This is a genomic window from Streptomyces sp. NBC_01320, assembly GCF_035974375.1.
Taxonomy (GTDB): Bacteria; Actinomycetota; Actinomycetes; order Streptomycetales; family Streptomycetaceae; genus Streptomyces; species Streptomyces yanii.
In genome coordinates this window covers 675,710-701,944 of the sequence record NZ_CP108390.1, presented here as the reverse complement: position 1 = coordinate 701,944, position 26,235 = coordinate 675,710, and the positions used below count along the sequence as shown (strand labels likewise).

Annotated in this window: 24 protein-coding genes and 3 pseudogenes; 12 read left to right on the top strand and 15 right to left on the bottom strand. The window is 68.0% G+C overall.

Annotated elements, in window-relative coordinates:
* Nucleotides 1–34 precede the first annotated feature (34 nt).
* Together OG395_RS03650 and OG395_RS03645 are read right to left on the bottom strand one after the other, a co-directional pair.
* Nucleotides 35–433, bottom strand: a complete 399-nt coding sequence (locus OG395_RS03650) for an IS3 family transposase (protein WP_327241568.1) — start codon at nt 431–433, stop codon at nt 35–37.
* On the bottom strand, nt 430–735 hold the full coding sequence (locus tag OG395_RS03645) for a transposase (protein ID WP_327241567.1): 306 nt from the start codon (nt 733–735) through the stop codon (nt 430–432). Before OG395_RS03645 ends, OG395_RS03650 begins: the two co-directional genes overlap by 4 nt.
* 385 nt (nt 736–1,120) lie before the next feature.
* On the opposite strand from OG395_RS03645, the gene OG395_RS03640 reads away from it, so the two are divergent.
* Together OG395_RS03640 and OG395_RS03635 are read left to right on the top strand one after the other, a co-directional pair.
* Nucleotides 1,121–2,260: a PP2C family protein-serine/threonine phosphatase gene (locus tag OG395_RS03640; protein ID WP_327241566.1), complete on the top strand. Its 1,140-nt coding sequence runs from the start codon at nt 1,121–1,123 to the stop codon at nt 2,258–2,260.
* 48 nt (nt 2,261–2,308) lie between these two features.
* The gene (locus OG395_RS03635) at nt 2,309–4,102 is read left to right on the top strand and encodes a transposase (protein WP_327241565.1); all 1,794 of its coding nucleotides are present in this window, start codon (nt 2,309–2,311) and stop codon (nt 4,100–4,102) included.
* A 126-nt stretch (nt 4,103–4,228) separates the two neighbouring features.
* Here OG395_RS03635 and OG395_RS03630 read toward each other — a convergent pair whose 3' ends face one another.
* The 6 genes from OG395_RS03630 to OG395_RS03605 form a co-directional block, all read right to left on the bottom strand.
* Complete coding sequence (locus OG395_RS03630) at nt 4,229–4,585, bottom strand: hypothetical protein (protein ID WP_327241564.1); 357 nt, start codon at nt 4,583–4,585, stop codon at nt 4,229–4,231.
* A complete protein-coding gene (locus OG395_RS03625) occupies nt 4,560–4,925 on the bottom strand; it encodes a hypothetical protein (protein WP_327241563.1) in 366 nt (121 codons plus the stop codon). Before OG395_RS03625 ends, OG395_RS03630 begins: the two co-directional genes overlap by 26 nt.
* A gap of 196 nt (nt 4,926–5,121) precedes the next feature.
* Complete coding sequence (locus OG395_RS03620; RefSeq protein WP_327241562.1) at nt 5,122–5,334, bottom strand: hypothetical protein; 213 nt, start codon at nt 5,332–5,334, stop codon at nt 5,122–5,124.
* A 17-nt stretch (nt 5,335–5,351) separates the two neighbouring features.
* Nucleotides 5,352–5,978, bottom strand: coding sequence for an ATP-dependent DNA ligase (locus OG395_RS03615; RefSeq protein ID WP_327241561.1), 627 nt, complete (start codon nt 5,976–5,978; stop codon nt 5,352–5,354).
* Between the two features lie 26 nt (nt 5,979–6,004).
* Nucleotides 6,005–6,406 (bottom strand): DUF6233 domain-containing protein, encoded by a 402-nt coding sequence (locus OG395_RS03610; RefSeq protein WP_327241560.1) that lies wholly within the window; start codon nt 6,404–6,406, stop codon nt 6,005–6,007.
* 2 nt (nt 6,407–6,408) lie between these two features.
* A complete protein-coding gene (locus tag OG395_RS03605; protein WP_327241559.1) occupies nt 6,409–6,756 on the bottom strand; it encodes a hypothetical protein in 348 nt (115 codons plus the stop codon).
* 542 nt (nt 6,757–7,298) lie between these two features.
* Between OG395_RS03605 and mobF the strand changes: the two genes are divergently transcribed.
* A complete protein-coding gene (gene mobF / locus OG395_RS03600) occupies nt 7,299–8,903 on the top strand; it encodes a MobF family relaxase (protein WP_327241558.1) in 1,605 nt (534 codons plus the stop codon).
* 215 nt (nt 8,904–9,118) lie between these two features.
* Here the strand turns inward: mobF and OG395_RS03595 are convergent, their stop codons facing one another.
* The 3 genes from OG395_RS03595 to OG395_RS03585 all read right to left on the bottom strand — a co-directional run bounded on the left by OG395_RS03595 (nt 9,119) and on the right by OG395_RS03585 (nt 12,599).
* Entirely contained in the window at nt 9,119–11,161 is a 2,043-nt protein-coding gene (locus tag OG395_RS03595) for an ATP-binding SpoIIE family protein phosphatase (RefSeq protein WP_327241557.1), read from the bottom strand.
* Nucleotides 11,162–11,461: 300 nt separating this feature from the next.
* Nucleotides 11,462–11,647, bottom strand: a complete 186-nt coding sequence (locus tag OG395_RS03590; protein ID WP_327241556.1) for a hypothetical protein — start codon at nt 11,645–11,647, stop codon at nt 11,462–11,464.
* Between the two features lie 184 nt (nt 11,648–11,831).
* A complete protein-coding gene (locus tag OG395_RS03585) occupies nt 11,832–12,599 on the bottom strand; it encodes an SDR family NAD(P)-dependent oxidoreductase (RefSeq protein ID WP_327241555.1) in 768 nt (255 codons plus the stop codon).
* A gap of 499 nt (nt 12,600–13,098) precedes the next feature.
* On the opposite strand from OG395_RS03585, the gene OG395_RS03580 reads away from it, so the two are divergent.
* Both OG395_RS03580 and OG395_RS03575 read left to right on the top strand, forming a co-directional pair.
* Nucleotides 13,099–13,668 (top strand): transposase family protein, encoded by a 570-nt coding sequence (locus OG395_RS03580; protein WP_327241554.1) that lies wholly within the window; start codon nt 13,099–13,101, stop codon nt 13,666–13,668.
* A gap of 207 nt (nt 13,669–13,875) precedes the next feature.
* Nucleotides 13,876–14,166 (top strand): hypothetical protein, encoded by a 291-nt coding sequence (locus OG395_RS03575; RefSeq protein WP_327241553.1) that lies wholly within the window; start codon nt 13,876–13,878, stop codon nt 14,164–14,166.
* 191 nt (nt 14,167–14,357) lie between these two features.
* Here OG395_RS03575 and OG395_RS03570 read toward each other — a convergent pair whose 3' ends face one another.
* Entirely contained in the window at nt 14,358–14,519 is a 162-nt protein-coding gene (locus OG395_RS03570) for a hypothetical protein (RefSeq protein WP_327249756.1), read from the bottom strand.
* Between OG395_RS03570 and OG395_RS03565 the strand changes: the two are divergent.
* The 3 genes and pseudogenes from OG395_RS03565 to OG395_RS03555 form a co-directional block, all read left to right on the top strand.
* A pseudogene (locus OG395_RS03565) lies at nt 14,448–15,353 on the top strand (ISAzo13 family transposase); the annotation flags it as partial. The gene OG395_RS03570 and the pseudogene OG395_RS03565 sit on opposite strands and share 72 nt — an antisense overlap.
* Nucleotides 15,331–15,813, top strand: a pseudogene (locus OG395_RS03560) (IS6 family transposase); the annotation flags it as partial. The pseudogenes OG395_RS03565 and OG395_RS03560, both read left to right, overlap by 23 nt.
* A gap of 242 nt (nt 15,814–16,055) precedes the next feature.
* On the top strand, nt 16,056–16,415 hold the full coding sequence (locus tag OG395_RS03555) for a transposase (protein WP_327241552.1): 360 nt from the start codon (nt 16,056–16,058) through the stop codon (nt 16,413–16,415).
* Nucleotides 16,416–16,441: 26 nt separating this feature from the next.
* Here the strand turns inward: OG395_RS03555 and OG395_RS03550 are convergent, their stop codons facing one another.
* Nucleotides 16,442–17,650 (bottom strand): ROK family transcriptional regulator, encoded by a 1,209-nt coding sequence (locus OG395_RS03550; RefSeq protein ID WP_327241551.1) that lies wholly within the window; start codon nt 17,648–17,650, stop codon nt 16,442–16,444.
* 209 nt (nt 17,651–17,859) lie between these two features.
* Between OG395_RS03550 and OG395_RS58035 the strand changes: the two are divergent.
* From OG395_RS58035 to OG395_RS03530, 4 genes and pseudogenes are all read left to right on the top strand, one after another.
* Nucleotides 17,860–17,985 (top strand): annotated as a pseudogene (locus tag OG395_RS58035) (ATP-binding cassette domain-containing protein); the annotation flags it as partial.
* A gap of 393 nt (nt 17,986–18,378) precedes the next feature.
* Nucleotides 18,379–24,057, top strand: coding sequence for a ThuA domain-containing protein (locus OG395_RS03540; RefSeq protein WP_327241550.1), 5,679 nt, complete (start codon nt 18,379–18,381; stop codon nt 24,055–24,057).
* A gap of 208 nt (nt 24,058–24,265) precedes the next feature.
* Entirely contained in the window at nt 24,266–24,880 is a 615-nt protein-coding gene (locus OG395_RS03535; protein ID WP_327241549.1) for a hypothetical protein, read from the top strand.
* A 2-nt stretch (nt 24,881–24,882) separates the two neighbouring features.
* Nucleotides 24,883–25,395, top strand: coding sequence for a hypothetical protein (locus OG395_RS03530; RefSeq protein ID WP_327241548.1), 513 nt, complete (start codon nt 24,883–24,885; stop codon nt 25,393–25,395).
* Here the strand turns inward: OG395_RS03530 and OG395_RS03525 are convergent.
* Both OG395_RS03525 and OG395_RS58030 read right to left on the bottom strand, forming a co-directional pair.
* Nucleotides 25,390–25,602 (bottom strand): hypothetical protein, encoded by a 213-nt coding sequence (locus tag OG395_RS03525; RefSeq protein WP_327249755.1) that lies wholly within the window; start codon nt 25,600–25,602, stop codon nt 25,390–25,392. The two genes, OG395_RS03530 and OG395_RS03525, sit on opposite strands and share 6 nt — an antisense overlap.
* Before the next feature lie 295 nt (nt 25,603–25,897).
* Nucleotides 25,898–26,068, bottom strand: a complete 171-nt coding sequence (locus OG395_RS58030) for a hypothetical protein (protein WP_376669692.1) — start codon at nt 26,066–26,068, stop codon at nt 25,898–25,900.
* Between the last annotated feature and the right edge of the window lie 167 nt (nt 26,069–26,235).

Here is a 26,235-nt window from a genome sequence, read left to right as displayed (position 1 = left end):
GCCGGCAGCAGGGCGTCGCCAAGAGATTCGGCAGCTACGGGCCGACAGGGATCGGCTCGGCACCGCTGTGCGCCATCAACTCGGCCAGCAACTCGACACCCTCGCCGCAGGGGATCTGACCGCCCGCGTCGACGAGCTCACCCAGTCCAACCAGCAGCTCACCGACCAGCTCCGACAAGCAACTGCCGAGAACACCGCTCAGCCTGCGCAGCTCGGCATGAATACGCGGCACCCCATAGGTGCACCGGGAGGCGATATGAATCACGGTGATCTCGTGGGCCAGGGCGTCGTCGGCGGCCCGGCGGTCGGCGCGGGCCTGCTCGCCGGCCAACCAGGCGTAGAAGGAGGACCGGGCCACCTTCAGCAGCCGGCACAACAGAGCGACTCCGTGGGTGGTCTTCTCCGCCTCGATGAACGCGTACACCTCGCTCATCGATCGCTCTCCTTCGCGAAGAAGACCGCCGCTTTTCGCAGCACCTCGATCGTCTCGGCCTGCTCACGGTTCTGCCGCCGCAGCCGACGCAGCTCCTCCCGCTCCGCGCTCGTCAGCTCGCCCGGCGCCCCCTGCCCGCGGTCGATCGTGTCCTGCTTGCCCCAGTTCCGCAGTCCCTCGGCGCTGACCCCGATCTCCCGGGCCACCTCGGTGACGGTCTTGCCGGAGGACCGAACCAGCGCGACCGCGTCGCGCTTGAACTCCTCCGTATACCGCCTACTGCGGTTGCTCTTGCTTCCCACCTGGCACTACTTCCTCTGGAACCTCACGTCCCAGTCTCGAGGTGTCCAACATCAAGGGGAAGCTTCACCTCGGGCTCTGACCCGCTGACCCGGACAGCGTTTCCACTCGCACAGTGACCTGAGCCAGGAGGGTGCCTGCCGCCGGTCGACAGCTCCCACTCGAACCATAAGAAACGACGTCTAATGCAGGCGGATGCCCTCTCCGCCCCTGATCAGATGTGGTGTGCGTCCGACGGCGACCGCCCCGATCCGCTGTTGTTCGGTGTCAGATACCGATGTCGCTGATGTGGACGCGCACGAGGTTGGTCCAGTCGCTGTCGGTCGGGGTGCGTCGGAGACTGGGACTCGATGACGATCCGCCCAGGAGCACAGGGACCGCAGGGTAATGACACGCGACCGCACACCTCTGGTCAGCTGGAGTCGATGGCCTTCTCTCCTGCCTGCCGCGGTGCTCCTCGTCGCGGTCGTCGTCGATGTACTGACCCCGTCAGGATTCAGCGTGTTTCCGCTGCTGGCGGCCGCTCCCGTGCTGGCCGCCCCCGTGTACTCGTTGTCGGGCACAATCGCTACCGGCGTAGTGACACAGCTGATCGGGATGTCCCTGTCGTACACGAAGGAGAACATCACCCTTACAGAACACTTCCTTCGGTTCACGACCGTCGTAGTCCTGACCGTTCTGGCCGCGATCCTCAACCAGGTAATGGCCAAAGACCGGAAGCAGTTGAAGGACACCCGCGAGGTAGCCGAGGCTGTCCAGCGGGCGGTGCTCCCCGCCTCCCCCGAGCGGGTCGGGCCGCTGGACGTGGCCTCCCGGTACCGGGCCGCCGCGAAGGAGGCTGCCATCGGTGGCGACCTATACGCCATCCACCCCACACCCGACAGCGTTCGGATGATGATTGCCGACGTGCGAGGGAAGGGGCTGGGCGCGGTCCGAACCGTCAACAGGCTGCTCGGCGCCTTCTACGAGGCCGCGGCTCACGTCCCCGGCCTGACCGATGTGGTCGACCGTCTGGAGGAGCTCATGCAGCGGGTCGATGCCGAGGAGGAGGGGGGCACTGAATCCTTTGCCACCGCCGTCCTCATCGACGTTCCCAACGACGGCTCCGCCATATACATGATCAATCTGGGGCATCCGGCGCCGCTCCTCGTCCACCAGGGCCGCGCGACTCCGCTGGAGCCGTCTGCCCCGTCCCTGCCCCTGGGTCTGGGCGACCTGGGCCGCACCCGGGTACCGGTCGATCGGTACACCCTGCCGCACGACGCGACCCTGGTGCTGTTCACTGACGGCCTGGTGGAGGCACGCGACCGCCACGGCACCTTCTACGATCCCGTGCCATTCCTGTCCCGTCCCCTCCCAACGGACCCCGGTGTGATCCTGGACACTCTCCTCGCCGATCTGACCCGGTACACCGAAGGACGCCTGGACGACGATGCCGCCCTCATGGCCGTTACCCGCCTGCCGGACGTGTCCGACGACGACTCTGCTGCGCAATTTCGTGTGGGGGTAGCGGTGGGCGGGGGATGATCGTCGGTACGGTCGTTGTCTTGTCGTGCGGCCGTGGGGGTGGTGCGAATGTCGATGCGGCCGAAGGGGTTGCCGGAGATCCCGGAGCAGACTGTGGCGGTGGCCCGGGCGGCGTTTCCGCAGGAGAGTCTGGCGATCCGCCTGCGGGATCGGCTCGCGGGGGTCTTCGCGGACGAGCCGTTCGCCGGGGCGTTCGGGGCGCGTGGCGCCCCGGGGTTGTCGCCGGGGGCATTGGGCCTGGTCACGGTGTTGCAGTTCGCCGAGAATCTGACCGACCGGCAGGCAGCGGCGATGGCGGTGCGGGCCATCGACTGGAAGTACGCGCTCGGCGTGGAGCTGACGGACACCGGCTTCGATGCCAGCGTGCTGAGCCGGTTCCGTTCCCGCCTGGCCGACAACGGCATGGAGCGGGTGCTCTTCGACCGGCTCCTGGAGCAGTGCAAGCTGGAGGGGCTGGTCGCGGCCGGGGGCAAGCAGCGCACCGATTCCACTCATGTGATCAGCGCGGTGCGGGACTTGAACCGTATGGAGCTGGCCGGGGAGAGCGTGCGGGCGGCGCTGGAGGCCCTCGCGGTCGCGGCGCCGTCCTGGCTGGCCGAGCACGTCGACGTCGCGGAGTTCGCGCACCGGTACGGGCCGAGGGTGGACGGCTGGCACATGCCCTCCTCGCAGACGAAACGTGACCGGCTCGCGCAGGTCTTCGGCCAGGACGCCCTGGTCTTGTGCCGGGCGGCCTGGTCACCCGGGGCTCCCGTGTGGATCCGCGAGATCGAGACGGTGCGGGCCCTGCGGCAGATCCTCGTGCAGACTTACTACATCCGCACCGACTCCCGGGGACGGGAGGTGATCACGAAGCGGGCCGCCGACGACGAGGGCGTCCCGCCCGGCCAACTCCGCCTCGCCTCGCCCTACGACACCAACGCGCGATGGGCGGCCAAGGGCGAGGAACTGTTCTGGATGGGCTACAAGGTCCACCTCACCGAGACCTGCGACACTCCTGCCGAAGCCGAAGCCGAAGCCGAAGCCGAAGCCGAAGCCGAAGCCGAAGCCGAAGCCGAAGCCGAAGCCGAAGCCGAAGCCGAAGCCGAAGCCGAAGCCGAAGCTGGTCCCCGGTCGGCGCCGAACCTGATCACGGACGTGCACACCACCGACGCCACCGTGCCCGACGTGAAGGCGACCGCCCCCGTCCAGCAGCACCTGGCCGAGCGCGGGCTGAAACCCGCCGAGCACTACCTCGACGCCGGCTACCCCTCGGCCGACCTCATCACCACCGCCCTGAAGCAGGGCATCCACATGGTCACCCCGGTACTGCAGAACCACTCCCACCAGGCCAAGACCCACGCTGGCTTCGACAAGAGCGCCTTCACCATCGACTGGAAGGCCCGGCAGGTCCGCTGCCCCGCCGGCAAGACCAGCGCGCACTGGACCCCGGTCAAGCAGCACGGCACCGACGCCATCGTCATCGCCTTCGGTGTGCTCACCTGCCGCCCCTGCCCCTTCCAGGAGCAGTGCACCAGCTCCGCGAACGGACGCCGCATGCTCACCCTGCGGCCCAGGGAACCAGAAGAAGCCCTCGCCCGGGCCCGTGCCGAGCAGAAGACGGAGACCTGGAAAACGAAGTACGCCCTGCGCGCGGGCGTCGAGGGCACGATCAACCAGGCCCTCGACATCACCGGCATCCGCCGGGCCCGCTACCGCGGGCTACCGAAAGTCCGCCTCCAGCACGCCTTCTCCGCCACCGCACTCAACGTGATCAGACTCGACGCCTACTGGAGCGGCCACGACCAGCACCACACCCGCAGCAGCCGCCTCGAAAGCCTCGCTTACCGACTCACGGCCTGACCCACAAATTGCGCAGCAGAGTCACTGGGGTCCTTGCCTGGGCAGCCCTCACACGCAGTGTTAAACGTGTGCCGCCGGCCGGCACCCGGCTCGGGCTGCAGGATGAGGCGGCGGCCCACGAACTGGTCAGCGTGCTGCGTCACGATGGCGTCCCGCTCCGCGGCCGACCAGGGTGAAGACGGCCAAGGCGACCGTCGCCGCGGCCCCCGTGGCCAGCGCGTCGGCAACGTACCGGCCCAGACTCGGACGCAGGACGTCGACGAGAGCGAACAGCACGACAGCCCCCGCGAGGCCCGCCGCGACCCCGGCCTGCCAAAAGCGGTGGCGCGCCCAGAACCACTGGACGAGCCCCGTGACGATGAGGGGCGCCACGGGCACGTGCGGCGCGTCGAGGGCGGCGAGCACGCCGTATCCCAGACCGCTGACCGCCCAGCAGGCAACGGCCACGAGCGCCGCCTCACTCCAGGTGACGGTCCGGTTCACGCCTGCCGCCCCCATCCATGGCCCGGGCCCGACGGCGCTCCCACCGCCGGGACAGGAACGCCGCCAGGAGCGAGCCGACCACGAGCGGTCCGGCAACCCAACGCATCACGTCCGCTGGCCAGTCCGGCTCCCCGCCGGCCATCAGGGTCACCGACTCGATGGTGAGGGAGATCCCCAGCAACACATAGCCGAGCCCCCAGGCGCGCACCACCCACACAGGTCGCCCCTCGAGCATCAGCGGCTGGCGCGGCCGGAGCACGGCCCAGCATCCCACCCACACGCAGCTCAGCCCCAAAGCCACCATGAGCACGTCCCAGGCCCTGTCGAACACCTCTGTCACGGTCCCGATCCCCCTCGCCTTCCTCTCTCACCTCCGGCGGACCTCAGAACGCCAGGCCCCCGGCTCATCATGATGACCGCCCGGACGCGGCCCCTCACCTGCCGGGCACGGCAGACTGCCTGCGCGACTGCTTTCCGATACCCGGCAATGTGGGCACCCTGACGTCACTTCTCATGAACATCCAGGGGCTTCAAGATCACCAACTGCTGTCCAAACCGGCAGATAAACGCTGCTGCTTGAAGTGAACGAAGCCACTCGGGTAGACGCTGACCGGCTCGATCTCACGGCCGGCGGCATCCACCACCAGCCACGGCAGCGACGGCGTCGTACCCGCGACCACAGCCCCGACCCGGGGCAGCCGTACCCGCCCGTCAATCAGATCTCGATGAAGTGAAGGAGTCTCATGCACGATCACATGATCAGAACTTACGGCCCCCGGGTTGAACGAACCTCAGAGTTGGTGCAGTTAACAGACCACCCCCGGCGCCCGGACGGATACGCGGCCGCGCCCCGCTTGGCCACCACTCCTTCCAGGCCCTGCTCCTCGAGCGCCTCGTACCAGTGCTCGGCCACATCCCGGTCGTCGGTTGCCGGTACGGGCTGGATCGGCGGACCGACCTCCGCGAGCAGTTCAAGGAGAAGGGCGCGCCGCTCGGTGTAGGGGAGAGGGCGGGTGTCGCCGATTGCCGGGTCGGGGTGCTGCACCAGATCCCAACAGGCGTACGAAGCCGGGTGCCGCGCGGCCAGCGCGCGGGCCCGGGTCACGGACGACGCGGCCCTTGACTGAGCCGCTCCGAAATCGAGCCGCCCATCCCGCCAGATCACCGCCTCGCCATCGAGGACCGTCCCCGGCCGCAGTGCCATGCCGGCCAGGGCCAGGTCCATCCAGTAGGGCGTGACGACCCGGCCCGACCGGGCGTACAGGGTGACCGTGTCCTCGGTGCGCACCATGATCATCCGGTGCCCGTCGAATTTGGGCTCGTACCACCAGCCCGGCCCCTGCGGCAGCACCGGTACGGCACGGGCCAGCGCCACGTTGATCGGGAGTTCCACGCTTTCATGCTGCGACCAGGCACTGATCACAGCGCGCCGAGCACCAGGTCCGGCCGGCACACCTCGCAGGCCTGAATTCCGTCACCGAGGGCGGCGAGGGCCTGCTCCCGGCTGATGGCCCGCAGCTGCTTTCCGGCGGCAAAACAGTCGCCACGGTGGACCTCGGACCGCAGGGTGCCGACACCGATGTCGGTGATGCCCCAGTCCGGGAAGGTACGCGGGCGCCGCTTCTCGCTCTCCCGTTTCTCGACCGGCGGCTTCCCCTGCTCCCTGCCGCGCTGCCGCTGCGGCGCCCGCCGCTCCTGGCCCTGCCGTTCTTGGGCTTCGAGCTGCTGGATCCGGCCCCGGGTCTGGCGCAACTGCCAGTCCAGCCACTCCTGAAGAGCCCGGAGCTTGTCGAGGCGGGATATCGACCCGGGATCGGACACGGCTACGCCGCCTCGTCCCCGGCAGTTTCGTGTGCGTGCTTGAGCGCCATCCGCGCCGCCACCACACCGCCGTCGAGGGTCGCCCAGTACGGGTGCGTCGCCACTTCGGTGCTCAGCCGGAGCAGTTCCGCCTGGAACCGGCGCACTTCCGCGGCCTGCTCCTGCGTGTAGCCGGGGCTGTCGGCCTTGCCGGAGCGGAAGCTGGTGTACGGCTGCCTCTCGCTGTCCCAGCCGGGCATCGGTTCGGCCGACCAGGGCAGGCCAGCGGCGTACTGCTCGTATGCGGCGCGGGTCTGGTGCAGCGCGAGCTGGGCGTCGCGCAGGTCCTCGGGAAAGTCGTACGTGGGCACACCTGAATGGTACGCATGTTCGATTTTTGAATGCGAGAGGCGCGCTGCCCATTCCTTCGCCAGCTGCGGGCAAGCCTGCGAGGACCGGCTTGCCCGGAGCCTGTAAAGAGAGTGTGGTGGAGTCGGTTCCGGCCCCTGACGCCACTGCCCACGGCGGTAGCGTCCGACCATGGCGATTGCCCCGGAACCGGAACGGCCAGCCGGGCTTGAGAAGCCTCTGCCGCATCCCGAGATCACCTCTATAGGGTGCGCTCAGTGCGGGACACAGATCGCGGGCCTCGATGGCCGGTACGAGTGCGCGGGTTGCGGCTGGGTCAACGACTGGTCCGCGGGCTACAGTCCGCTCCCCGGGACCGGGCGCCCGGCGTGAACTTTCCTTCGGCAGTGGAGCTCTGCCGGTCTGGAGCCGATGTGGGAAGCATGGCTGCCAACTGCCCGTGACGCGGGATACCGGACCAACGAATCCGTGGTTTCGTCTCGCCCCACGGGAGCCCCCGGTTTAGGCCGTTGACCAGCGCTTTTTCGGTGCTGTGCTGGGTCACATGATGACGTTCAAGCAAGTCAGCAAGGGCTCCGCGTACAAGTACTACGGGCGTCAGGTGGCGGTCGGCGACGGCCGTCGGCCCCGGGGGAAGAGCCTGGAGCAGGCGCAGGAGGATGCGGGTGTCCCGCCGGGTGTGTGGATGGGCCGGGCGCTGCCCGCGGTCGGCCTGGTGGCCGGGGCGCGGGTCACCGAGGGGCAGATGCGGAACCTGTTCGGCGAAGGCCTCCACCCGGCCGCGGAGCGTATCGTTGCCGACCGTCTTGCCGCCGGTGACAGTCCCGCAGTGGCCGCCCGGGCGTCCCGGCTCGGATACCGGGTGCAGAAGTGGTCCGGCAACGATCTCGTGTTCCGCCCGCCGGGCAGTGTCCAGGTCCTGTGGGCGCTGGGCACACCGCCGGTGCGCCGGCTCATCGAGGACCTGCAGACCCGCGTCACCGGCGAGGTCCTGGCCACCGCCGAGACCGAGCATCTGTGGGTACGCGTCGGTGGCGACAGCACCGTGCAACGCGCCCGTGCCGGTGTGATCGCCGCCCGCTTCCGCCACTACGAGAACCGCGACGGCATGCCGCTGCTCCACGACCACGTCGTGCTGTCGGTCAAGGTCCGCCGCCAGGACGACCGGTGGGGCACCCTGCACACCCGCTCGTTCCTCGAGTACACCGTCGCCCTCTCGGAGCTCTACAACCAACGCCTCCTGGAAGAGATGTGCCGCGCGCTCGATCTGGCGACGGTGCCCCGCTACCCGACCGCCGGACAGCGGCCCGTGATGGAGCTCGCGGGGATCCCCGAGAAGCTCATCGACTGGGCCGCCACCCGCAACGCCGCGACCATGCGCCGCCTGGCTGAACTCGCCGGCCAGTACCAGGAACGCACCCGTCAGCCCCTCACCACCAAAATCCGGCAGCGACTGATGGAACGCGCCTCCCGCGAGACCCGGCCCGCCAAGAAGAAGACCAGCCGGCCCCTGCCCGCGTTGCGGGCACGCTGGCGGGACGGCGCCGTTGCCCTGGTCGGCGAGGAGGTCGTCGACAACCTGCGTCTGGCCCGCCTCGCCGCCGCAGCGATCCGCACCACCGTCGGCACCGCCGTGGACGTCGCGGCCGCAGCCCTGGAGATCACCGCGATTGTTGCGGTCCATCACGGCGGCGGCTTCCGCCACCGCCACCTGCTCGCCGAAGCCCGCCGCTACCTCACCCGCACCCTCCACGGACACCCCGCCCCGCCCCACACCGACACCGCCATCACCGCAGCCGCCATCCGCGACCACTGCATCCCCGGCGCCCCGCCGAACCCGGACAAGCCGATGCCGCTCGCGCACCGCACCTTCACCCCGGCCTGGGCCCCCAAATCGCCCCGCAGCTCGACCACACCCGCCGCCCACCGGATCCACCACCGCGCCCGCGCCGAAGCCGCACAGCCCTCGCTCGCGCCGAAGCGCAACAGAGGCCGCCTGTACGGCAGCAAGAACACACCCCGCAGGCGGCACCACAGCAACCGCTGCCTCCCGCCCCGGGCCTGGCACCCGGCGGGCGAAGTTAGTGAATTGCCCAGGGGGCCACAAGCTGCGACCGACGCCACCCCCGTTCGATCTGATGAACTATGAGGCGTTCGGCGGCACCAAGTCGCCTCCCTACAAAGCACAGTGTGATGGGCGGCATGAATCTGTCACCACGGTGCGACATTCGCTTTCACCGCTGCCGTCTGCGCCGGTCTGGAAGTAGCGTGCTCCGGGCTTCATCGGACAAGTGAAGGCGGCTGTCGTTTCGTGCGCAGAACGGATGGCGCCCATCACCGGGCATGGAGCACGGTTGTGGAGTGTCAGGGCAGGGTCTGCTCGGTCCAGATGGTTTTGCCGCGTCCGGTGTGGAGGGTGCCCCAGTGCTGGGCCAGTTGCGCGATCAGGTAGAGGCCGCGGCCGCCTTCGTCGTCGTCTTCCGGGTGTCGCAGGCGGGGGGCGGCGATGCTGTTGTCGGAGACCTCGCAGATCAGTGCACGGTCGTTGATCAGCCGGAGCTCTGGCGGCCCCGTGGAGTAGCGGATGGCGTTGGTCACCAGTTCGCTGGCGATGAGTTCGGTGTTGAAGGTGAGGTCGTCGAGGTTCCAGGCGGTGAGCTGGCCGGCGACCAGGCGGCGGGCTGCGGCGGCGCTCTCGGGTTCGTGGGGCAGTGTCCAGGATGCCGTCTGGTCCGGGCCGAGTGAGCGGGTGCGGGCCAGTAGGAGCAGTGCGTCGTCGACGGGGTTGTCGGGGAGCAGTGAGTTCATCAGGGCGTCGCACATGTCCTGCAGGCGGCCGGTCAGGCCCGGGGGTGTGCTGAAGGCGTTCTGGAAGGCGGGAAGCCGGTCCTGATCGGTGTCCTGCAGGAGTTCCGCGTTGTAGAGGGTGAGGATGCTGCCCTCGGGCAGATCCACGCTGGCAGACCGGTAGGAGGCCATGCCGCGTCCCAGGTTCGGCCCCGCCGGGACGTCGATGACGTGGATGCTGCCGTCGGGCAGGGCGAGGACGGGCGCAGGATGTCCCGCCCGGGACAGGGTGCAGGTGCGGGTGGCCGGGTCGTAGATCACAAAGAGGCAGGTCGCCGTCAGCTCCGACTGGTCGGAGTCCTCGGCGGGCGGGTGTTCGCGGGCGAGCTGCTCGGTCAGGGCGTGGAGGTGTTCGAGGAGTTCGTCGGCCTGCAGGTCCATCGCGGTCAGGGCGCTGATTGCCGTGCGCAGCCGGCCCATCGTGGTCACGGTGTGCAGGCCGTGGCCGGACACCTCGCCCGCGACGAGCGCGATGCGTGCACCGGAGAGTGGGATGACGTCGTACCAGACGCCGCTGGAGGCCAGAGGCAGGAAGGCGAACGTGGTCTCCGCGGCGGTCTGCGAGGGCAGCCGGTCGGGCACCAGGGCCCGCTGGGTGAGGCGGGCGATCGTGCGTTCACGGGTGTAGCGGCGGGCGTTGTCGACGCATACCGCGGCCCGGGCGACCATATTGGTGGCGACGCCGAGTTCGGCGTCGTCGAAGGGCGGTGATCCTAGGCCGCGGTAGAAGGCCGCCATGCCGAGCACCACGCCGCGCGCGGCCAGCGGGACGGCGATCATCGAGTGCACCCCTGTCTCACGCACCCTCTCGGCGAGCACCGGATTCCTGACCAGCCAAGGGTCGTCGGGCCTCAGGACCGGGACGAGCCGGGGCCGCAGATCGCTCAGGGCCCGCGCGTACGGCGTGCCCAGCCCCATCACCCTCACACCCCCGATCTCGTACGAGCTTCCCACCGCCGACTCGTATGCCACCCGGAACCCCGCCCGGCGCACCGTGACCGGGTCGAACAGCGGCCCCGGACGTGGCGCCTCACCCTGCAGCACGGCATCAAGGACATCGACCGTCACGACGTCGGCCAGCTCGCCCACAGCGACATCGGCGAGTTCCTGCGCCGTACGGAACACATCCAGACTGTTCCCGATCCGCTCACCGGCCTGGCACAGCAGCTGCAGGCGCTGCTCGGCGCGATCCCGCTCGGTGATGTCCACCACCGTGCTGGCCACCCCCAGCGTGCGCCCCTCGGCGTCCTGAAGGCGGAACGCCGAGATCGACAGCACCTTCTCCACACCGCCCAGGACGGCCAGATGGCCCCGGTACCGGAAATCGGTCACCGCCTCGCCCGTCTCCAGCACTGTGCGGAGCATGCCCTCCACCTCGTCCGTGGTGATCCCCAGCTCGCGCCAGGTACGGCCGACCGCGTCCCTCATGTCGAGGCCCTGGGCACCGGGCGCGGCGGAGTTGAAGCGCACGATCCGCAGCTCCGGATCCAGTACATGCAGGCCGATCGGCGGCTGAGTGAACAGCGCGTGCAGCACCGCCGCATCAAAATCAGGGTCCATGCCGATGACAGCCTCCTTTGCGTGATGACAGCCAGCATCAACGCCGCACCGCCCTCCAGCGCGGCGACAATGCCGCAGGGGTGCCTGACGTCACCCCACCACCCTTCCCGAGTGTCCAGGAACGAGGGTCTATCGACACTCGAACTGGGCCACAGCAAAACCGCAGGTCGGCAGTGTCGAGAACCCGCGTCGAGGATCAGCGTCGGCAAACGGTTCATGTCGACGCCGTATCTTGTGGCTTGGGAAACGGATAGGAGCACGGGGCCCATCTGGGCCGCGAGGTGACCCGACAGATATGTCTTAGCCGAGGCGTTCCAGGATCCACTGGGGCCCGCTGTCGGGGCTGAGGATCGCGCGGTGGCCCGCGGTGGTCAGGTGGCCGAGCTCGCCCTGGCCGAGGGCGATGGTGACCGGCTCTTGCGAGGCCTGGCCCTGGATCGTCCACTGGTCGGGCGGCAAGGCGTACGCGGTCTCACGCAAACCCACCCCCCTCACAATCGAACACCGGGGTGACGCTCCGCGACGCCTTTCCAAGATCTGTGCCAGAACCGACTTTTGATGTCGCTCGTGTGCTGCGGGGCCGCCCGCTTGGGCATGATGAGAACCGGAATATCCCGTCAAGCGGGCACCACGCCGCCGAGGCCGACGCGGCCCGCGCCGACCTCGCGATTCACGAGCTCGGGAACAGGGGCCCGCCCGCCATGAGGCCGCCGTCGACCAGGAGGATGTGCCCGGTGACGTAGCTCGCCTTGTCCGAACCCAGGAACTGGACGGCTTCGGCGATCTCCTCCGGGGTGCCTGCCCGGTGCATGGGCAGTACCGAATCGACCGCGGCACGGGCCGTGTCGTCGCCGGTGAACCGCTCGTACATAGCGGTCCGGGTGTAGCCGGGCGCGACCGCGTTGACCCGGATACCGTGGGCGGCGCCTTCGAGTGCGGCCGCCTTGGTGATGCCGACGACGGCGTGCTTGCTCCCGACGTACAAGGTCGCCCCGGGGTAACCCATCAGGCCGTAGTTGGAGCTGACGTTGACGATGCTGCCGCCGCCTTGTTCCCTCATGACCCGGAACTCGTGCTTCAGGCACAGCAGCGTTCCCTTGACGTTGGTGTCGAAGGTGACCTGATACCCCTGGTCGGTCACCTCGGTGACAGGGCCGGGTGTTCCCTCGGTGCCGGCGTTGTTGAAGGCGACATCGATCCGCCCGAACCGTGCCACCGCACGGTCGACGAGGTTCTTCACATCGGCGTCGAAGCGGACGTCGGCACGCACGAACTCGGCCGGGGCGCCGAGGTCGGAGAGCTCCCCGGCAAGCTGCTCACCCACGTCCTCGTGGCGGCCGGAGACCACAAGGTTCGCGCCTTGACGGGCGTAAGCGAAGGCGGTGGCTCGGCCGATACCGGTGAGCGCGCCCGTGATGAGGACTACGGGATCAGACACGTCGAGGGTCCTTCCTACAACCACCCAGGTGAACGACGGGCAAGCGGTTTCGGAACCCGCACGACACCGGGTTCCTGTTCGGGCCGGGGCGTATCGCCCGGTACGCCCGCAAGGAAGGTGTCCCAGCCGGACGACAGCCGCATCGGACCCGACCGCCGCATCCGTCGAACGGCAGCACCCGATGACCCGTATGGCCCGCGGACGGCGGCCGGGACAGACGACCCGAAAGCTGATGATCTGCGGGGTTTTGTTGGTGGTGGTTCGGCAGTGTGGTGTCGGTGCGTCAGGTGTGGGGTGGCTTCGTCAATTGCTGAGGACAGCGTTTGTCGACCAGTTTCGGGTTCTGGCACAGATCTTGGGGAACGATCGCGGAGCGTCACCTTGGTGTTCGATTGTGAGGGGCTGGGTCGCGTGAGACCGCGTACGCCTGGTCGTCCGGTAGACGAGAATGACGCTCCGTCAAGTCTTTGGTCGTCTCTGTCGTGGTCGGCCGTGAACGGTGATCGTGCTGGTCATGCAGACCGATGCATCATTCTGGGACTCGCTCGTGTTCGACGGTATCGACGAGGTGGACGTCGAAGCGGTGACCGCTGTCTTCGGCACAGTCGAGGTGGTGGCGAGAGGCCGGGTGGCCGGGGCGGAGTGTCCCGACTGCGGCCGCTTCTCGAACCGCGAGCACGACCGCTATCACCGCAGGTTGAAGGATCTTCCGCTCGCTGAGCAGGGCTTCGTGATCCGGTTGATGGTCCGGCGTTTCATCTGTGGGGCGGCGGACTGTCCGCGCCGGACGTTCGCCGAGCCGTTCTCGCGGTTGGCCGCCCCGTACGCTCGGTTCACCACTCGGCTCAACCACGCCTTGGAGCGGGTGGGGCTCGCGCTGGCAGGGCGAGCCGGCGCCCGGCTGGCCGCCCAGCTGGGCTTCGGCGTGGGAAGGATGACCTTGTTGCGCAGGGTCATGGCGTTGCCGGATCCGCAGTTCAGCACGCCGCGTGTGCTGGGCGTGGACGACTTCGCGATCCGCCGCGGGCAGACCCAAGGCGACGTCGTTCAACGGATACGTCCGGATTGATGGCGATTCAAACACCAGATCAGCCAGGAGCGCGCAGATCGTGCCCGGATGGATGCCGACGCGACGCATGCCCGCACGGCGTCAAGTCGATAAGATCACGAACACCCGTGCGATATGTCCTGCGGGCATCCTCTGCTCGGGCGCACCATCTCGCGCCCGCCCACTTTGAATCGACTGCGCACGTTTGGCGCATCGGAAGGACCAGCCATGTCAAAGTCGCCACAGGTCGGCCCCCTTACGCCGCTCACCAAGAAGAAGTTCTTTGACGGACTCGCCCCGTGGCAGGTGGTCCTCTCCCTGCTCCCGCTGGGACTGCTCTTCATAGGCGGTGCGATCGGCGGTGGGCTGGGCGCTCTGGGCATGGTCGCCAACGTGAAGATCGCCAAGACACAGCTGCCGACTGCCGGCAAGGTGGCAGCCATGCTAGGGGTCGGTCTCGCGGCGGTCGTCGTCTTCCTGGTGGTCGCAGGATTGCTGTCCAACGCCTTGCACGGCTGATTCAACAGCCGAGCCGCGACAGCACGGCGAAATACGTCCGCCTCCACGAAATCCGCCAGGAACGCGATTTCCCCTTGGGCCGGTGGCGTATCGACGTGCCGGCCCTGAAAGTGTCAGCGGACGAGGTGCTCCTGCTTCTGGCAGCGGAAGAATCGCCGAACCAACCCTCCACGAGGCCAGGGAGCTGGCGATCAATAACTCATCGGTTTGGGTGGGCTGTTGGCCGGTAGGGTGCGGGTGTGTCGGAGGGGATCAAGGCGGGGCTGGTGGATGTGTTCGGTCTGCTGCTGCCGCATCTGGATGAGCGGCAGCAGCGCCTGGTGCTGGGGGCCGCGTCCCGTGTCCTGGGCCATGGCGGGATCCGTACGGTGGCCGGTGCGGCCGGGGTGGCGGAGTCCACGGTGTCGCGCGGGAAGCGGGAGCTGGAGCGTGGGGAGGAGCCCGAGGGTCGGGTCCGGGCGCCGGGTGCGGGTCGGAAGTCTTTACGGGAGGCTGATCCCGAGTTGGTGCCCGCGCTGTTGGCGCTGGTTGAGCCGGATCAGCGTGGTGATCCGGAGTCTCCGCTGCTCTGGACGGTGAAGTCCACCCGGAATCTGGCGGCGGAGCTGACGCGCCGGGGGCACCGGATCGGTCCGGACACGGTGGCCGCGCTGTTGAAGGCGGAGGGCTTCTCGCTGCAGGGCACCTCGCGGACCACCGAGGGGGCCCGCCACCCGGACAGGGACGCCCAGTTCCACTACATCAACGACCAGGTCAAGGCGTATCTCGCCGACGGGCAACCGGTCATCAGTGTGGATGCCAAGAAGAAGGAGACCCTGGGTAACTACGCGGTCATCGGAAGCGAGTGGCACCGTGCCGGACAGCCGGTCGAGGTCCGCGCGCACGACTTCCCGGAGAAGGGCGCCCAGAAGGCGGTGCCGTACGGGATCTACGACATCGGCGCGGACGCGGGCTGGGTGTCGGTGGGCTGCGACGGGGACACCTCCGCCTTCGCGGTGGCCACCTTGCGCCGCTGGTGGGACGGCGAGGGGCAACGCCGCTACCCCGCGGCATCCCGCCTGCTGATTACCGCTGACGCCGGGGGCTCCAACGGCTACCGCGTCCGTGCCTGGAAGAGCCAACTCGCCGATTTCGCCCACGAGACCGGACTGGAGGTGACGGTCTGTCACTTCCCGCCGGGGGCGTCGAGTAGGGCGGCACTACCTGTGGCGGGCCGTCGATCAGGACGGCGACGTCCTGGACATCCTCGTGCAGTCGAAGCGGGATGCGAAGGCCGCGAAGCGGTTCCTGGCCAAGCTCATGAAGAAGCAGCGCCGGGTACCGCGGGTGCTGGTGACCGACAAGCTCCGCTCCTACGGCGTCGCCCACCGCGAGCTGATGCGCTCGGTGGAGCACCGCTCCCACAAGGGCCTGAACAACCGGGCCGAGAACTCCCACCAGCCGACGAGGCAGCGCGAACGCGCGATGAAGTACTTCCGCTCACGCCGCGCCGCCCAGAAGTTCCTCGCCGCCTTCAGCCAGATCTCGCCCCACTTCCGACCCCGCCGACATCTGATGGCCGCGTCCGAGTACCGCGCCGAGATGACCGCCCGCTTCACCACCTGGGAGCAGATCACCGGCATCGCCGGCCTGCCCGCGGCAGCCTGACCGGCAGGCCTCCACCCGGTCCCACCACGCCCTCGACACCCCCACCCCGAACAAGTTGACAACGCCCCGTCGAGAACTCTCCCGTCTCCGCCGGCGCTGTTGATCGACGTGCCCAATCGGCAGTCGTTGCAGGGGCCGTAGCCGCGATCACCCCGCCGGCGCTTCGCTTCGTCCATGGCATCGCCGTCATCAGCCTGGCTCGGCGCCAGGGTCCGTCTTCAAAGATCACCGAACGGTGGTTCATGGTGGCTGATTTACGCTGCCATGAACTCACCAACCGGGAGTGGGAGTTCCTCGCTCCGCTGATACCGCGAGCTGCGACGGGCCGGCCGCGTGCAGCGGACCGGCAGGTCATCAACGGCATGGTCTACAAGATCCGTACCGGGATCTCCTGGCGCGACCTGCCGGAACACCACGGGCCGTGGAAGACGGTGTACGCCCGCTTCCGCCGCCACGCCCTGGACCGCGTGTTCACACGAGCCCTCCAGCAGATCCAGGCCGGACGCGGAGCAAAAGCGAGCGACCAGTGTGCCCACAACCGTTCGGGGCACACGGCTGAGCACGAGTCCTGGCACCAGGACTCACTCCCGCTCAGTTTTTAGGAACGGTTCCCGTCAATGCTCGATTTCTATCTGCGCAACCATGTGGACGGGTCATCGATGATGGCCCGGATGACCGAGCTCGCGGCCCCGAGCACGGAGGCGTCGGTGCCCGCGAGCGAAATCCGGACGCGGACCGGAGACCAGGATGAGGACAGCACCCGAAGATCGACCTCACGCTGCACCTCTGGCTGGATCCAGGGCCCCAGCGGTGCGTAGATACCGCCGAGGACGACGCAGCCGATGTCGAGGAGTTTGACGGCCCCGGCGATCGTGATGCCGAGAGCGCGGCCGGCCTGCCTGAGCGCCGCCAGGGTTTGCGAATGGCCCGCCTCGGCCGCCTGCACGATGCGGCCGACGGTAGCCTGTCCCCCCATCGAGGTGGCGGCCCGCAGGGGGAGTCCGGCGGCCCGCAAGATGGCCTCTTGGCCGGCCACCTGTTCCAGACAGCCGTGGGCGCCGCACTGACATGGTGGCCCGTCCATCCCGACGGCCATGTGCCCGATCTCACCGCTCCAGCCGTGCTCGCCACGAAACAGCGCACCGCCCATGACGATGCCGGCGCCCACCCCGATCTCGCCCGAGACATGCAGAAAATCGGTGGGCGCGGCGCCCCGGTCCATGCGCAGTTCGCCCAGCGCGGCGAAGTTCGCCTCGTTGTCGACCGTGATCGCCAGCCCGTCCAAAGCTCCGGTCCGGGCAAGCAGAGACGAGATGTGGACATCGCGCCAGCTGAGGTTGGGTGCCAGGCGCAGCAGCCCCTTGTCCACCAGTCCGGGAACGGCCACGCCCGCACCGGCCACGGTCAAGTCCAGCCTCTCGGCCGCAGTGATCGCGGTCGCGGCCATGTCGGCGACGGTGCTCAGCACCTCGTGCGGGGTCCGCCCCCGCTGGTCCTGCTGTACAACCTCCTGGTAACGGATTCCTCCGGTGAGGTCGATGACGCATGCCGCGATGTAGTCGACGTTGATTTCCAGCCCGAGTCCGGCCGCTCGATCGTCGGCGAGTACCAATCCGGTTGCCGGGCGGCCCGTCGGCCTGGTCTTGCGTGGTTCCAATTCGCCGACCAGACCACCCTCGATCAGGACGTCGACCAGAGCCGAGACGGTGGCCCTGGTCAGTCCGGTCGCCGCTGCCACGTCGGCACGCGACACCGGTTCCGCCGCGCCGGCGATCTGGTTGAGCACCAGCGACAGATTTCGCGTCCGCAGACTTTCTTGCCGGGCCGGACTGGTCATGCCTTCTCTGTTCCCGGGACCTGCCGAGTCTCCACCCTTCATAGGTGTTGACACTGCCACATCCCCACTCTAAGTTCAGCGACTAAACAAAGCTCATCCGACATGGATCTGACAAGGATCTCACCCTGGGGAACCACATGACCGTGCCGCGATTGCGGGTGTAGGACGTCAAGACGTTCCCCGGGGCCCGAGCGCTCGATGGCGTTGACCTGGAGATACTGCCCGGTGAGGTGCACAAGGAGCTCGGGCGGAACGGTGCCGGAAAGTCAATTCTGATCAAGGTTCTCGCTGGCGTGCACCAGGCGGACGGCGGTGAGTTCCATGGCCGCGGCGATGCGCCGTGGCCCGATGGACCGTGGTCCGGCGATGTCGGACCGCAGAGGGAGGGGCCGTCCATGCACGTAAAGCTCCTGCGATTGCTCGCCTCGTTAACCGCGAGTGGCTAGTAGGAGCCATCCACTGAGGGTGTCCCTCAGTCCCGGCAAGAGACCCCCGTAGCGCATTACGAGGGGACCCCCGACCCCGTCCCGGCATCTGCGGCCGGACGACCCCAGAACGTGGGGCGGGGCGCTGACGCTGACAGCACCCCGGCGCACCCCAACCAGCAATCGGCCCGATGAGTCCACACTCCCCCGAACCCCAGAGGAACAGTTGTGGCACACAGACATCGAACCCTACGTCACATAGCCGCGACGATGGCCCTTGCCCTCGTCCTCCCCATCCTATCGATGGTCGCCCCGGCGGCCCTGGCATCGCCGGCGCACGCCGCCACTGCGGCACCTGCCTTCAAGGTGCTCGTCTTCTCCAAGACCACCGGATTCCGACACGACTCGATCCCCGACGGCGTCGCCGCCATCCAGAAGCTCGGCCAGGAACACGACTTCGCGGTCGACGCCACCGAGGACAGTGCGGCGTTCACCGACGAGAATCTGGCGCAATACCAGGCCGTCATCTTCATGTCCACGACCGGCGACCCGCTGGGCACGCAGGACCAAAAGGACGCCTTCCAGCGCTATATCCAGCACGGCGGCGGTTTCGCCGGCGTCCACGCCGCTTCCGACGGCGGTTACAGCTGGCCGTGGTACGGCAAGCTCGTCGGCGGGTACTTCAAGTCGCACCCGGCGATCCAGAACGCCACCGTGAAGGTCGAGGACCCGGCGCACCCGTCGACCGAGGGTCTGCCGACATCGTGGAAGCGCAACGACGAGTGGTATGACTACCAGGCGAACCCTCGTGGCACCGTGCACGTGCTGCAGTCGATGGATGAGAAGTCCTACAACGGCGGCACGATGGGCATCGACCACCCGACCACGTGGTGTCAGGACTACGACGGCGGCCGGTCGTGGTATACGGGGCTCGGTCACACCAAGGAGAGCTTCAGCGAGCCGGAGTTCCTGAAGATGCTCCTCGGCGGCATCAAGACCGCCGCGGGTGTGGTGAAGGCCGACTGCGCGGCGTCGCAGAGCGCCAGCTTCGAGAAGGTCACCCTCGACAACAAGGCGTCGAACCCGATGATGCTGGACATTGCAAAGGACGGCCGAGTCTTTTACATCGACCGGCTGGGCGACGTCAAGGTCGTCAAGCCGACTGGCGGCACGGTGACGGCCGGTCACCTGAACGTGTTCACCGCCAACGAGAGCGGGCTGCTCGGGCTGGTGCTGGACGGTGACTTCGACTCCAACCACTGGGTGTACCTGTTCCACTCCCCGGTGGGCGAGAACGTGGACCGGCTGAGCCGGTTCACGGTCACGGGAGACACGCTCGACATGTCGAGTGAGAAGAAGATGCTCGACGTGCCGGTGCAGCGGGCGGAGTGCTGTCACCACGGCGGCGGCATGCTGATGGATCGCAAGACCGGTGATCTGTGGCTGGCTGTGGGCGACAACACCAACCCGTTCGCCTCGGACGCCTACACCCCGATCGATGAGCAGCCGGGCCGTGAGGCGTGGGACGCGCAGCGCACCTCGGGCAACACCAACAGCCTGAGTGGCAAGCTGCTGCGGATCCACCCCGAAGCGGACGGCACCTACAGCGTGCCGGCGGGCAACCTGTTCGCTCCGGGGACGGCGAAGACGAAGCCTGAGATCTACAGCATGGGCTTCCGCAACCCCTTCCGGATCGGCCTCGACCCGAAGACCGGGAATCCGATGGTCGCCGACTACGGCCCTGACGCCGGATCTCCGAGCGCCACGCGGGGTCCGGAGAACACTGTCGAGTGGAACCTGATCACCAAGCCGGGTAACTACGGCTGGCCGTACTGCACCGGTCCCAACACCCCGTACATCGAGTACGACTTCGCCACCAAGAAGTCGGGATCGGCGTTCAACTGCGCCGCCCCGGTGAACAAGTCGCCCAACAACACCGGGCTGACCAACCTTCCGCCGGCGATACCGGCGACGGTCTGGTACCACTACAACACCGACCCGAACCAGTTCCCGGAGCTGCAGGGCGGCGCGCCGATGGCGGGCCCGGTCTACCGGTATGACGCGGACCTGAAGTCGGACGTCAAGTGGCCGGCGTACTGGGACGGCAAGGCCATCTTCGGCGAGTGGAACACCAACAAGATGTTCTCGTTCCAGCTGAATGAGGACACCACCAAGCTCGTCAAGATCAACCAGATTCTCAAGGCCATGAGCTTCAAGCGGCCCATGGACATCAAGTTCGGCCCTGACGGTGCGCTGTACCTGATCGAGTGGGGGTCCGGGTTCGGCGGTGACAACGCCGACTCGGGCATCTACCGGATCGAGTACGTCAAGGGCAACCGGCCGCCCGTCGCCCGTGCCTCGACGGACAAGACCGACGGTCCGCTGCCGCTGACCGTGAAGTTCTCCAGCGAGGGGACCAAGGACCCCGACGGCAAGACGCTCACCTACGCCTGGGACTTCGGTGACGGCACGGACGGCACGACCGACGCCAACCCCACGCACACCTACACCAAGGCGGGCGAGTACAACGCGGTCCTGACCGTCACCAACGCCGACGGCATGACCGCCAAGGCCAGTGTGACGATCACCGCGGGCAACACCCGGCCCACCGTGAAGGTGGACCTGCCGCCCAACGGCGGATTCTTCGACTTCGGCGACCAGGTGAAGTTCAAGGTCACCGTCACCGACCCCGAGGACGGCCAGATCAACTGCAACGAGGTCCAGATCCAGGCGATCCTCGGCCATGACGGTCACGGTCACCCCCTCGACCAACTCAAGGGTTGCGAGGGCATCGTGCAGACCAACGAGGGCGGGCACGGCGCCGACGAGAACCTTTTCTATGCGATCGAGGCCAGCTACACAGACCACGGCGCCGCCGGCGGGGCCAAGCCGCTGACCGGGCGTGGTCAGGTCATGTTGCAGCCCAAGCACAAGCAGGCCGAGCACTTCTCGGCGACCGGCCGGGTGTCGGACAGCAAGGCCACCACCCCCCATGGCATTCAGACGGAGACCACCGGCGACCCGCTGGGCGGCGGCCGGAACATCGGGTACATCCGGGACGGTGACTGGTGGTCGTTTGACCCGGTGAACCTGACCAACATCGACGCGGTCCGGCTGCGGGTGGCCTCCAACAACTCCGGTGGAACTGTGCAGGTCCGGCAGGGTGACCCGGAGAACGGGAAGCTGGTCGGGACGGCCGATGTGCCGGGCACCGGCGGCTGGCAGAAGTACGTCGATGTCACGACGAAGCTGACCAACGCGTCGACCGACAGCGGCCCGCTGTACTTCGTCGTGCGCAAGCCGGCGAGCGCGGGCGACGACGCCTTCTTGATCAATGCCAACTGGGTCGACTTCATCGGCAAGGGTGTCACCGACAGCCAGCGCCCGGTGGTGACCGCGTCGGCGAACCCGACCTCGGGCACCGCGCCGCTGAAGGTCGACTTCACCGCGTCGGCCACCGACCCCGACGGCAACCTGCCGCTCACCTACAAGTGGGACTTCGGGGTGAAGGGAGCCCCGCAGCCGACGACCGCGAACGCGAGCTACACCTACAGCGCGCCAGGAACGTACACCGCCTCGGTCACTGTGACCAACGCCAAGGGCGCGGCGACGACCAAGGAGATCTCGATCAAGGTGGAGGCGTCGAACACGCTCTGCCTGACCGGACGTTCCGACGACTTCCTGGGCGCTGAGCTCAACCATGACCGCTGGTCGGTCATCCGGGAGAACCAGGACCTCAAGGTCGCGGACGGCAAGCTCGTCATCCCGACGTCGAACACCGACATCTACGGATCCAACAGCGGCTCGCCGAACATCGTCGTGCAGCCGGCGCCGTCAGGCGCCTGGATGGCCACCACCAAGGTCACGCTCAATGCCCGCGACGCCTACCAGCAGGCTGGCCTGATCCTGTACGGCGACGACGACAACTACGCCAAGATGGTGCTGCAGGGCCGCGGCACCGACAACCACGCCAACCGCGTCTTCCAGTTCATCCGCGAGGAGAACGGCGATCCCAAGGAGGTGACGGCCAGTAACACGGCCCAACTCGGGGACGCCTACCCCGACACCGTGTACGTGCGGTTCATCAGTGACGGCACCAACCTGACCGCTCACTACTCGGCGGACGGCATCAACTTCACCGCGATGCCGGAGACGAAGCCGCTCGCCGGGATCAAGAACCCGAAGATCGGCCTGTTCGCCATCACCGGGACCGGCAACCGCCCGGTGATCGATGCCCACTTCGACTGGTTCCACATCACCCCCGACGACACGGCGACCAAGCCGGGTCCGCACGACGAGTTCGACGGCACCACGCTCGACCAGTGCCGCTGGGACTCGATCGTGCGCCACGACCCGTCGGCCGCGCGGGTGACCGGTGGCAACCTGGAAATCGACACATCCAAGGGAGACATCTACGGCACCGACAACAGCAACCCGAAGAACTTCGTCCTGCAAAAGGCGCCGGCCGGCGACTGGACGCTGGAGACCAAGGTTGACGGCAGCGCCTTCAACGAGCGGTACCAGCAGGCCGGCCTGATCGTCTACAAGGACGACACCAACTACGTGAAGTTCGACTTCGTCACCGACAACCAGCCCGGCGAGGCCGTCGCCCGGCGGCTCGAGCTGCGCAGCGAGATCGGCGACGTGGTCCAGAACCCGCAGCCTGCGGTCAGCAACCTCACCAGCGGTGTGGCCTGGCTGCGACTGAAGAAGGAAGGCGACACCTTCCACGGCTACTACTCCGCCGACGGCAAGACGTGGACCGAGATCGCGTCGAACGGCAACCCGACACCGGTCAAGAACGACGTCGTCTCGGCGAACGCGAGAGTCGGACTCTACGCCTTCGGCGTCAACCAGACGGCGTCGAAGACGGCCAAGTTCGACTACTTCCACCTCACTCCGGCAGTCGAGGAGGACAAGAAGCCGCCGGTGACGACCGCGAAAACCGACCCGGCACAGCCGGACAGCGGCTGGTTCGCCGGTCCGGTCACAGCCACGCTGACCGCCGCCGACGAGGACAAGGGCAGCGGCGTCGACCGTACCGAGTACCAGCTGGACGGTGGCGACTGGACGTCCTACACCGGCCCGGTCATCGTCTACGGCGACGGCTCGCACACGCTGGCCTACCGCTCGGCCGACAAGGCCGGCAACGTCGAGGACGCCAAGACCCTCACGGTCAAGGTGGACGCGACGGCGCCGATGACCACCGCGAAGTTCGCCTCGGCGAACGACGACGGGTGGCACAACGGCGCGGTGCCGGTGACGCTGACCGCGGCGGACGCGACGTCCGGCGTGGCCAAGACCGAGTACTCCACGGACGGCGGCCCTTGGACGCCGTACACCGCGACGGTCACGATCACGGGCGAGGGGCAGCACGAGCTGCGCTACCGCTCGACCGACAAGGCCGGGAATGTGGAGGACATCAAGGCCGTCACGGCCAAGATCGACACGAAGGCACCGACCGTGTTTGTCTCCGGCGTGGCAGCCGGCGAGAAGTACGGCGACAGCCAGGACCTGGCCATCAGCTGGCAGGCCGTCGACTCCGGGTCCGGGATCGCGTCGGTGAGCGGCACGCTCGACGGCAAGCCGTTCACCTCAGGCACGGTCCTGGCCTTGCACGAGCTCGGCCTGGGCAAGCACACGCTCAGCGTCACCGCCGTCAACAAGGCCGGCAACCGGACCGAGCAGACCGTGAAGTTCACCGTCGTCACCTCGACGGCCGACATCGCGAGCCTGATCGACCGCTTCGAAAGCACCGGAAAGCTCACCCCGCTGGGCGCCCACAAGCTTCACGGCAGGCTTGATGGCGCGATCGACGCCGAGAACAAGGACAAGTCCGACGACAAGACCATCGATGAGCTGGAGAAGTTCAAGGCCTTCGTCAACGACGACAAGAACGTCTCCGACGACCAGGTCCGGGCCACGCTCCTGCGCGACGCCGACGCACTGATCATTCAGTACGGCGGCACACCGAAGGGCTGACCACCGGCCGCGACCCCGAAGAGGTGCCGGGCGACCGAATGGAACCCCGGCACCCCGCTGAACCGACCAGGGTGCCCCGCGACAACTGCCGCGGGGCACCCGCCCCGTTCCACTCTCATCAGTACATACGTCCAACGTTCATCAGGAGGTGGGCATCATCAGCCGACGCAGGGAACCGACGGTGGTCCGGAATTCGGCCCGAGGTCGGGTGCTCACACTCGCGGCCGCATTCACGCTCGGCGCGCTTCTCGTCGGCGGCCTGGTGTTCGCCGGAACCCGGGCGAGTTCGACCGAGCGGACGGCCGACCGGATTCGCGTCGAGGCCGCCCAGCGGGACAAGGCGCAGATCAAGACCCTTACCGAGCTGGCCCGTACGACCCGTGACCGGCTCGTCCCTGTGCTCGACGGCCTGGACCGGGCCATGCCCGCTGACGGCAGCACCCGACCCGCTGCGGTGACCTCCGCCGACGTCGCGGGTTGGCGGCGTGCGGCCACCGCAGCCGTCGAGGCCTTCGCCGATCCACCCTCCGGCGAGACCGCTACCAACGTGGCGAGGTCGAGCCTTGCCTCCGCCGTACGCCAGATCGCCACCACCGTCGACACTTACGCGACCTCGCGGGCACTGACCGGTTCCACCCGCGAGACCGTGGTGGCCCTCGCCGTACGGCAGCGCGCCGACGCGAACTTCACCTGGTCGACCGGGGCCACAGCGCTCGACGCCGTGAACGTCGACGCAGGCTACGGGCACCAGCACGTGTTCTTGCCGACATCCCCCGGCAACGGGGCACTCACCCCCGACGACGAACCCGAAGGGCGCCACTGATCGTGAAGATGACACTGCGGTACGCCGCGACGACTGTCCTGTTCGCCGGGCTCGTCCTGCTGCTCGGCGCACCGGCGGCGTCCGCCCATGGCGGACCGATCAAGCTGGAGGTGACCGGGGATGGCAGCCACGACATCAACGTGCTGGTCACCTGGAAGAAGGACGGTGATCCGGTCAGCGACCTCGTCGAAGCGACGCTGGTCGCAACCTCCACCGACGGCCGTTCCTTCGGTCCGGTCCGGCTCAACTCGGCACCCGAAGGCCAGAACCTCTACCACTCCGCCCAGCCGCTGCCGAGCGGCCAGTGGCGTGTCACGGTGACCACCACGAAGCCCGCCAGGGCGCAAGCGACGGCGAACGTGACGGCACGAGACATCGGCGCACCCAAGAAAGCGGCAGCCCTACCAGACCGTGGGAACCCGATCGGCATGGCACTCAAGATCGGCGTCAGCGCCGTCGTGGCGGCTATCGGCGTCGCGGCATGGAGACGCCTGGTTCATCGCAAGCGCCTATGAGCGGGCGATGACGGAGCCGTTGCTGCCGCCGGGCGATCGCAGCCCGATTCCTGACCTGCGGCGACTGGTGAACGGCGTGATGTGGCGGTTCCGTACGGGCAGTCCGTGACGGGACATGCCCGAGCAGGGGGCTTTGGCGCCTGGCGAGGCGGTGATCGCGGAGAAGGCCCAGAGATAACAGGCGTGGTTGAGGCGGTCGTTCTTCACCCACCGTCTGGTGATGCTGGACTTCGAGCATCTGCCGAGCGAGTACAGCGCAGGGCGGTCACGCAAGGACTCGGGACCGCGGAGAATCCGCGGCCCCGAGCCCGTTGGCGGCGTGGTCCGGCCCGAAGGCTCCTACCCACCAGCCGTTCCGGGAAGGCGGTTAGCGCCGACGTGGCTGACGGCGAGTGGGCGCTTGCGTGCAGCCACGCGCGGGATGCGGTCGGTGACGGTCAGGCCGACCTCGCAGGCGGCGGCGCGGTCATGGTCGGTTGGGTGAGGTGGTGCAGGCGGACTATCAGGCCACGGCGGGCGGTGACGGGGCGGCGATGTAACCGGCGAGGGCGTCCAGTTGGCGGGCGACGGCTTCGTGGGCTTTGATGCCGCAGGCGCCGTACAGGCCGAACTGTTCGTTCCGCGGGAAAACGCCCAGCGGCCGGGCGATGACGACTTCTGGGTCAGTCTGCACTGGGCAGTCGCTACCGACCGCGCCGGACTCCTGGAGGAGACATACATCGAGGGCGCCTCACGGTGGCACCGCCTCACCCGCGACACCATCGACACAGTTCGCGCCGGGCTCGCTCCCCGCGCCCGGCCGGCCGGACCTGTCCTCCGACATCGTCTCCGTCGGTCAGG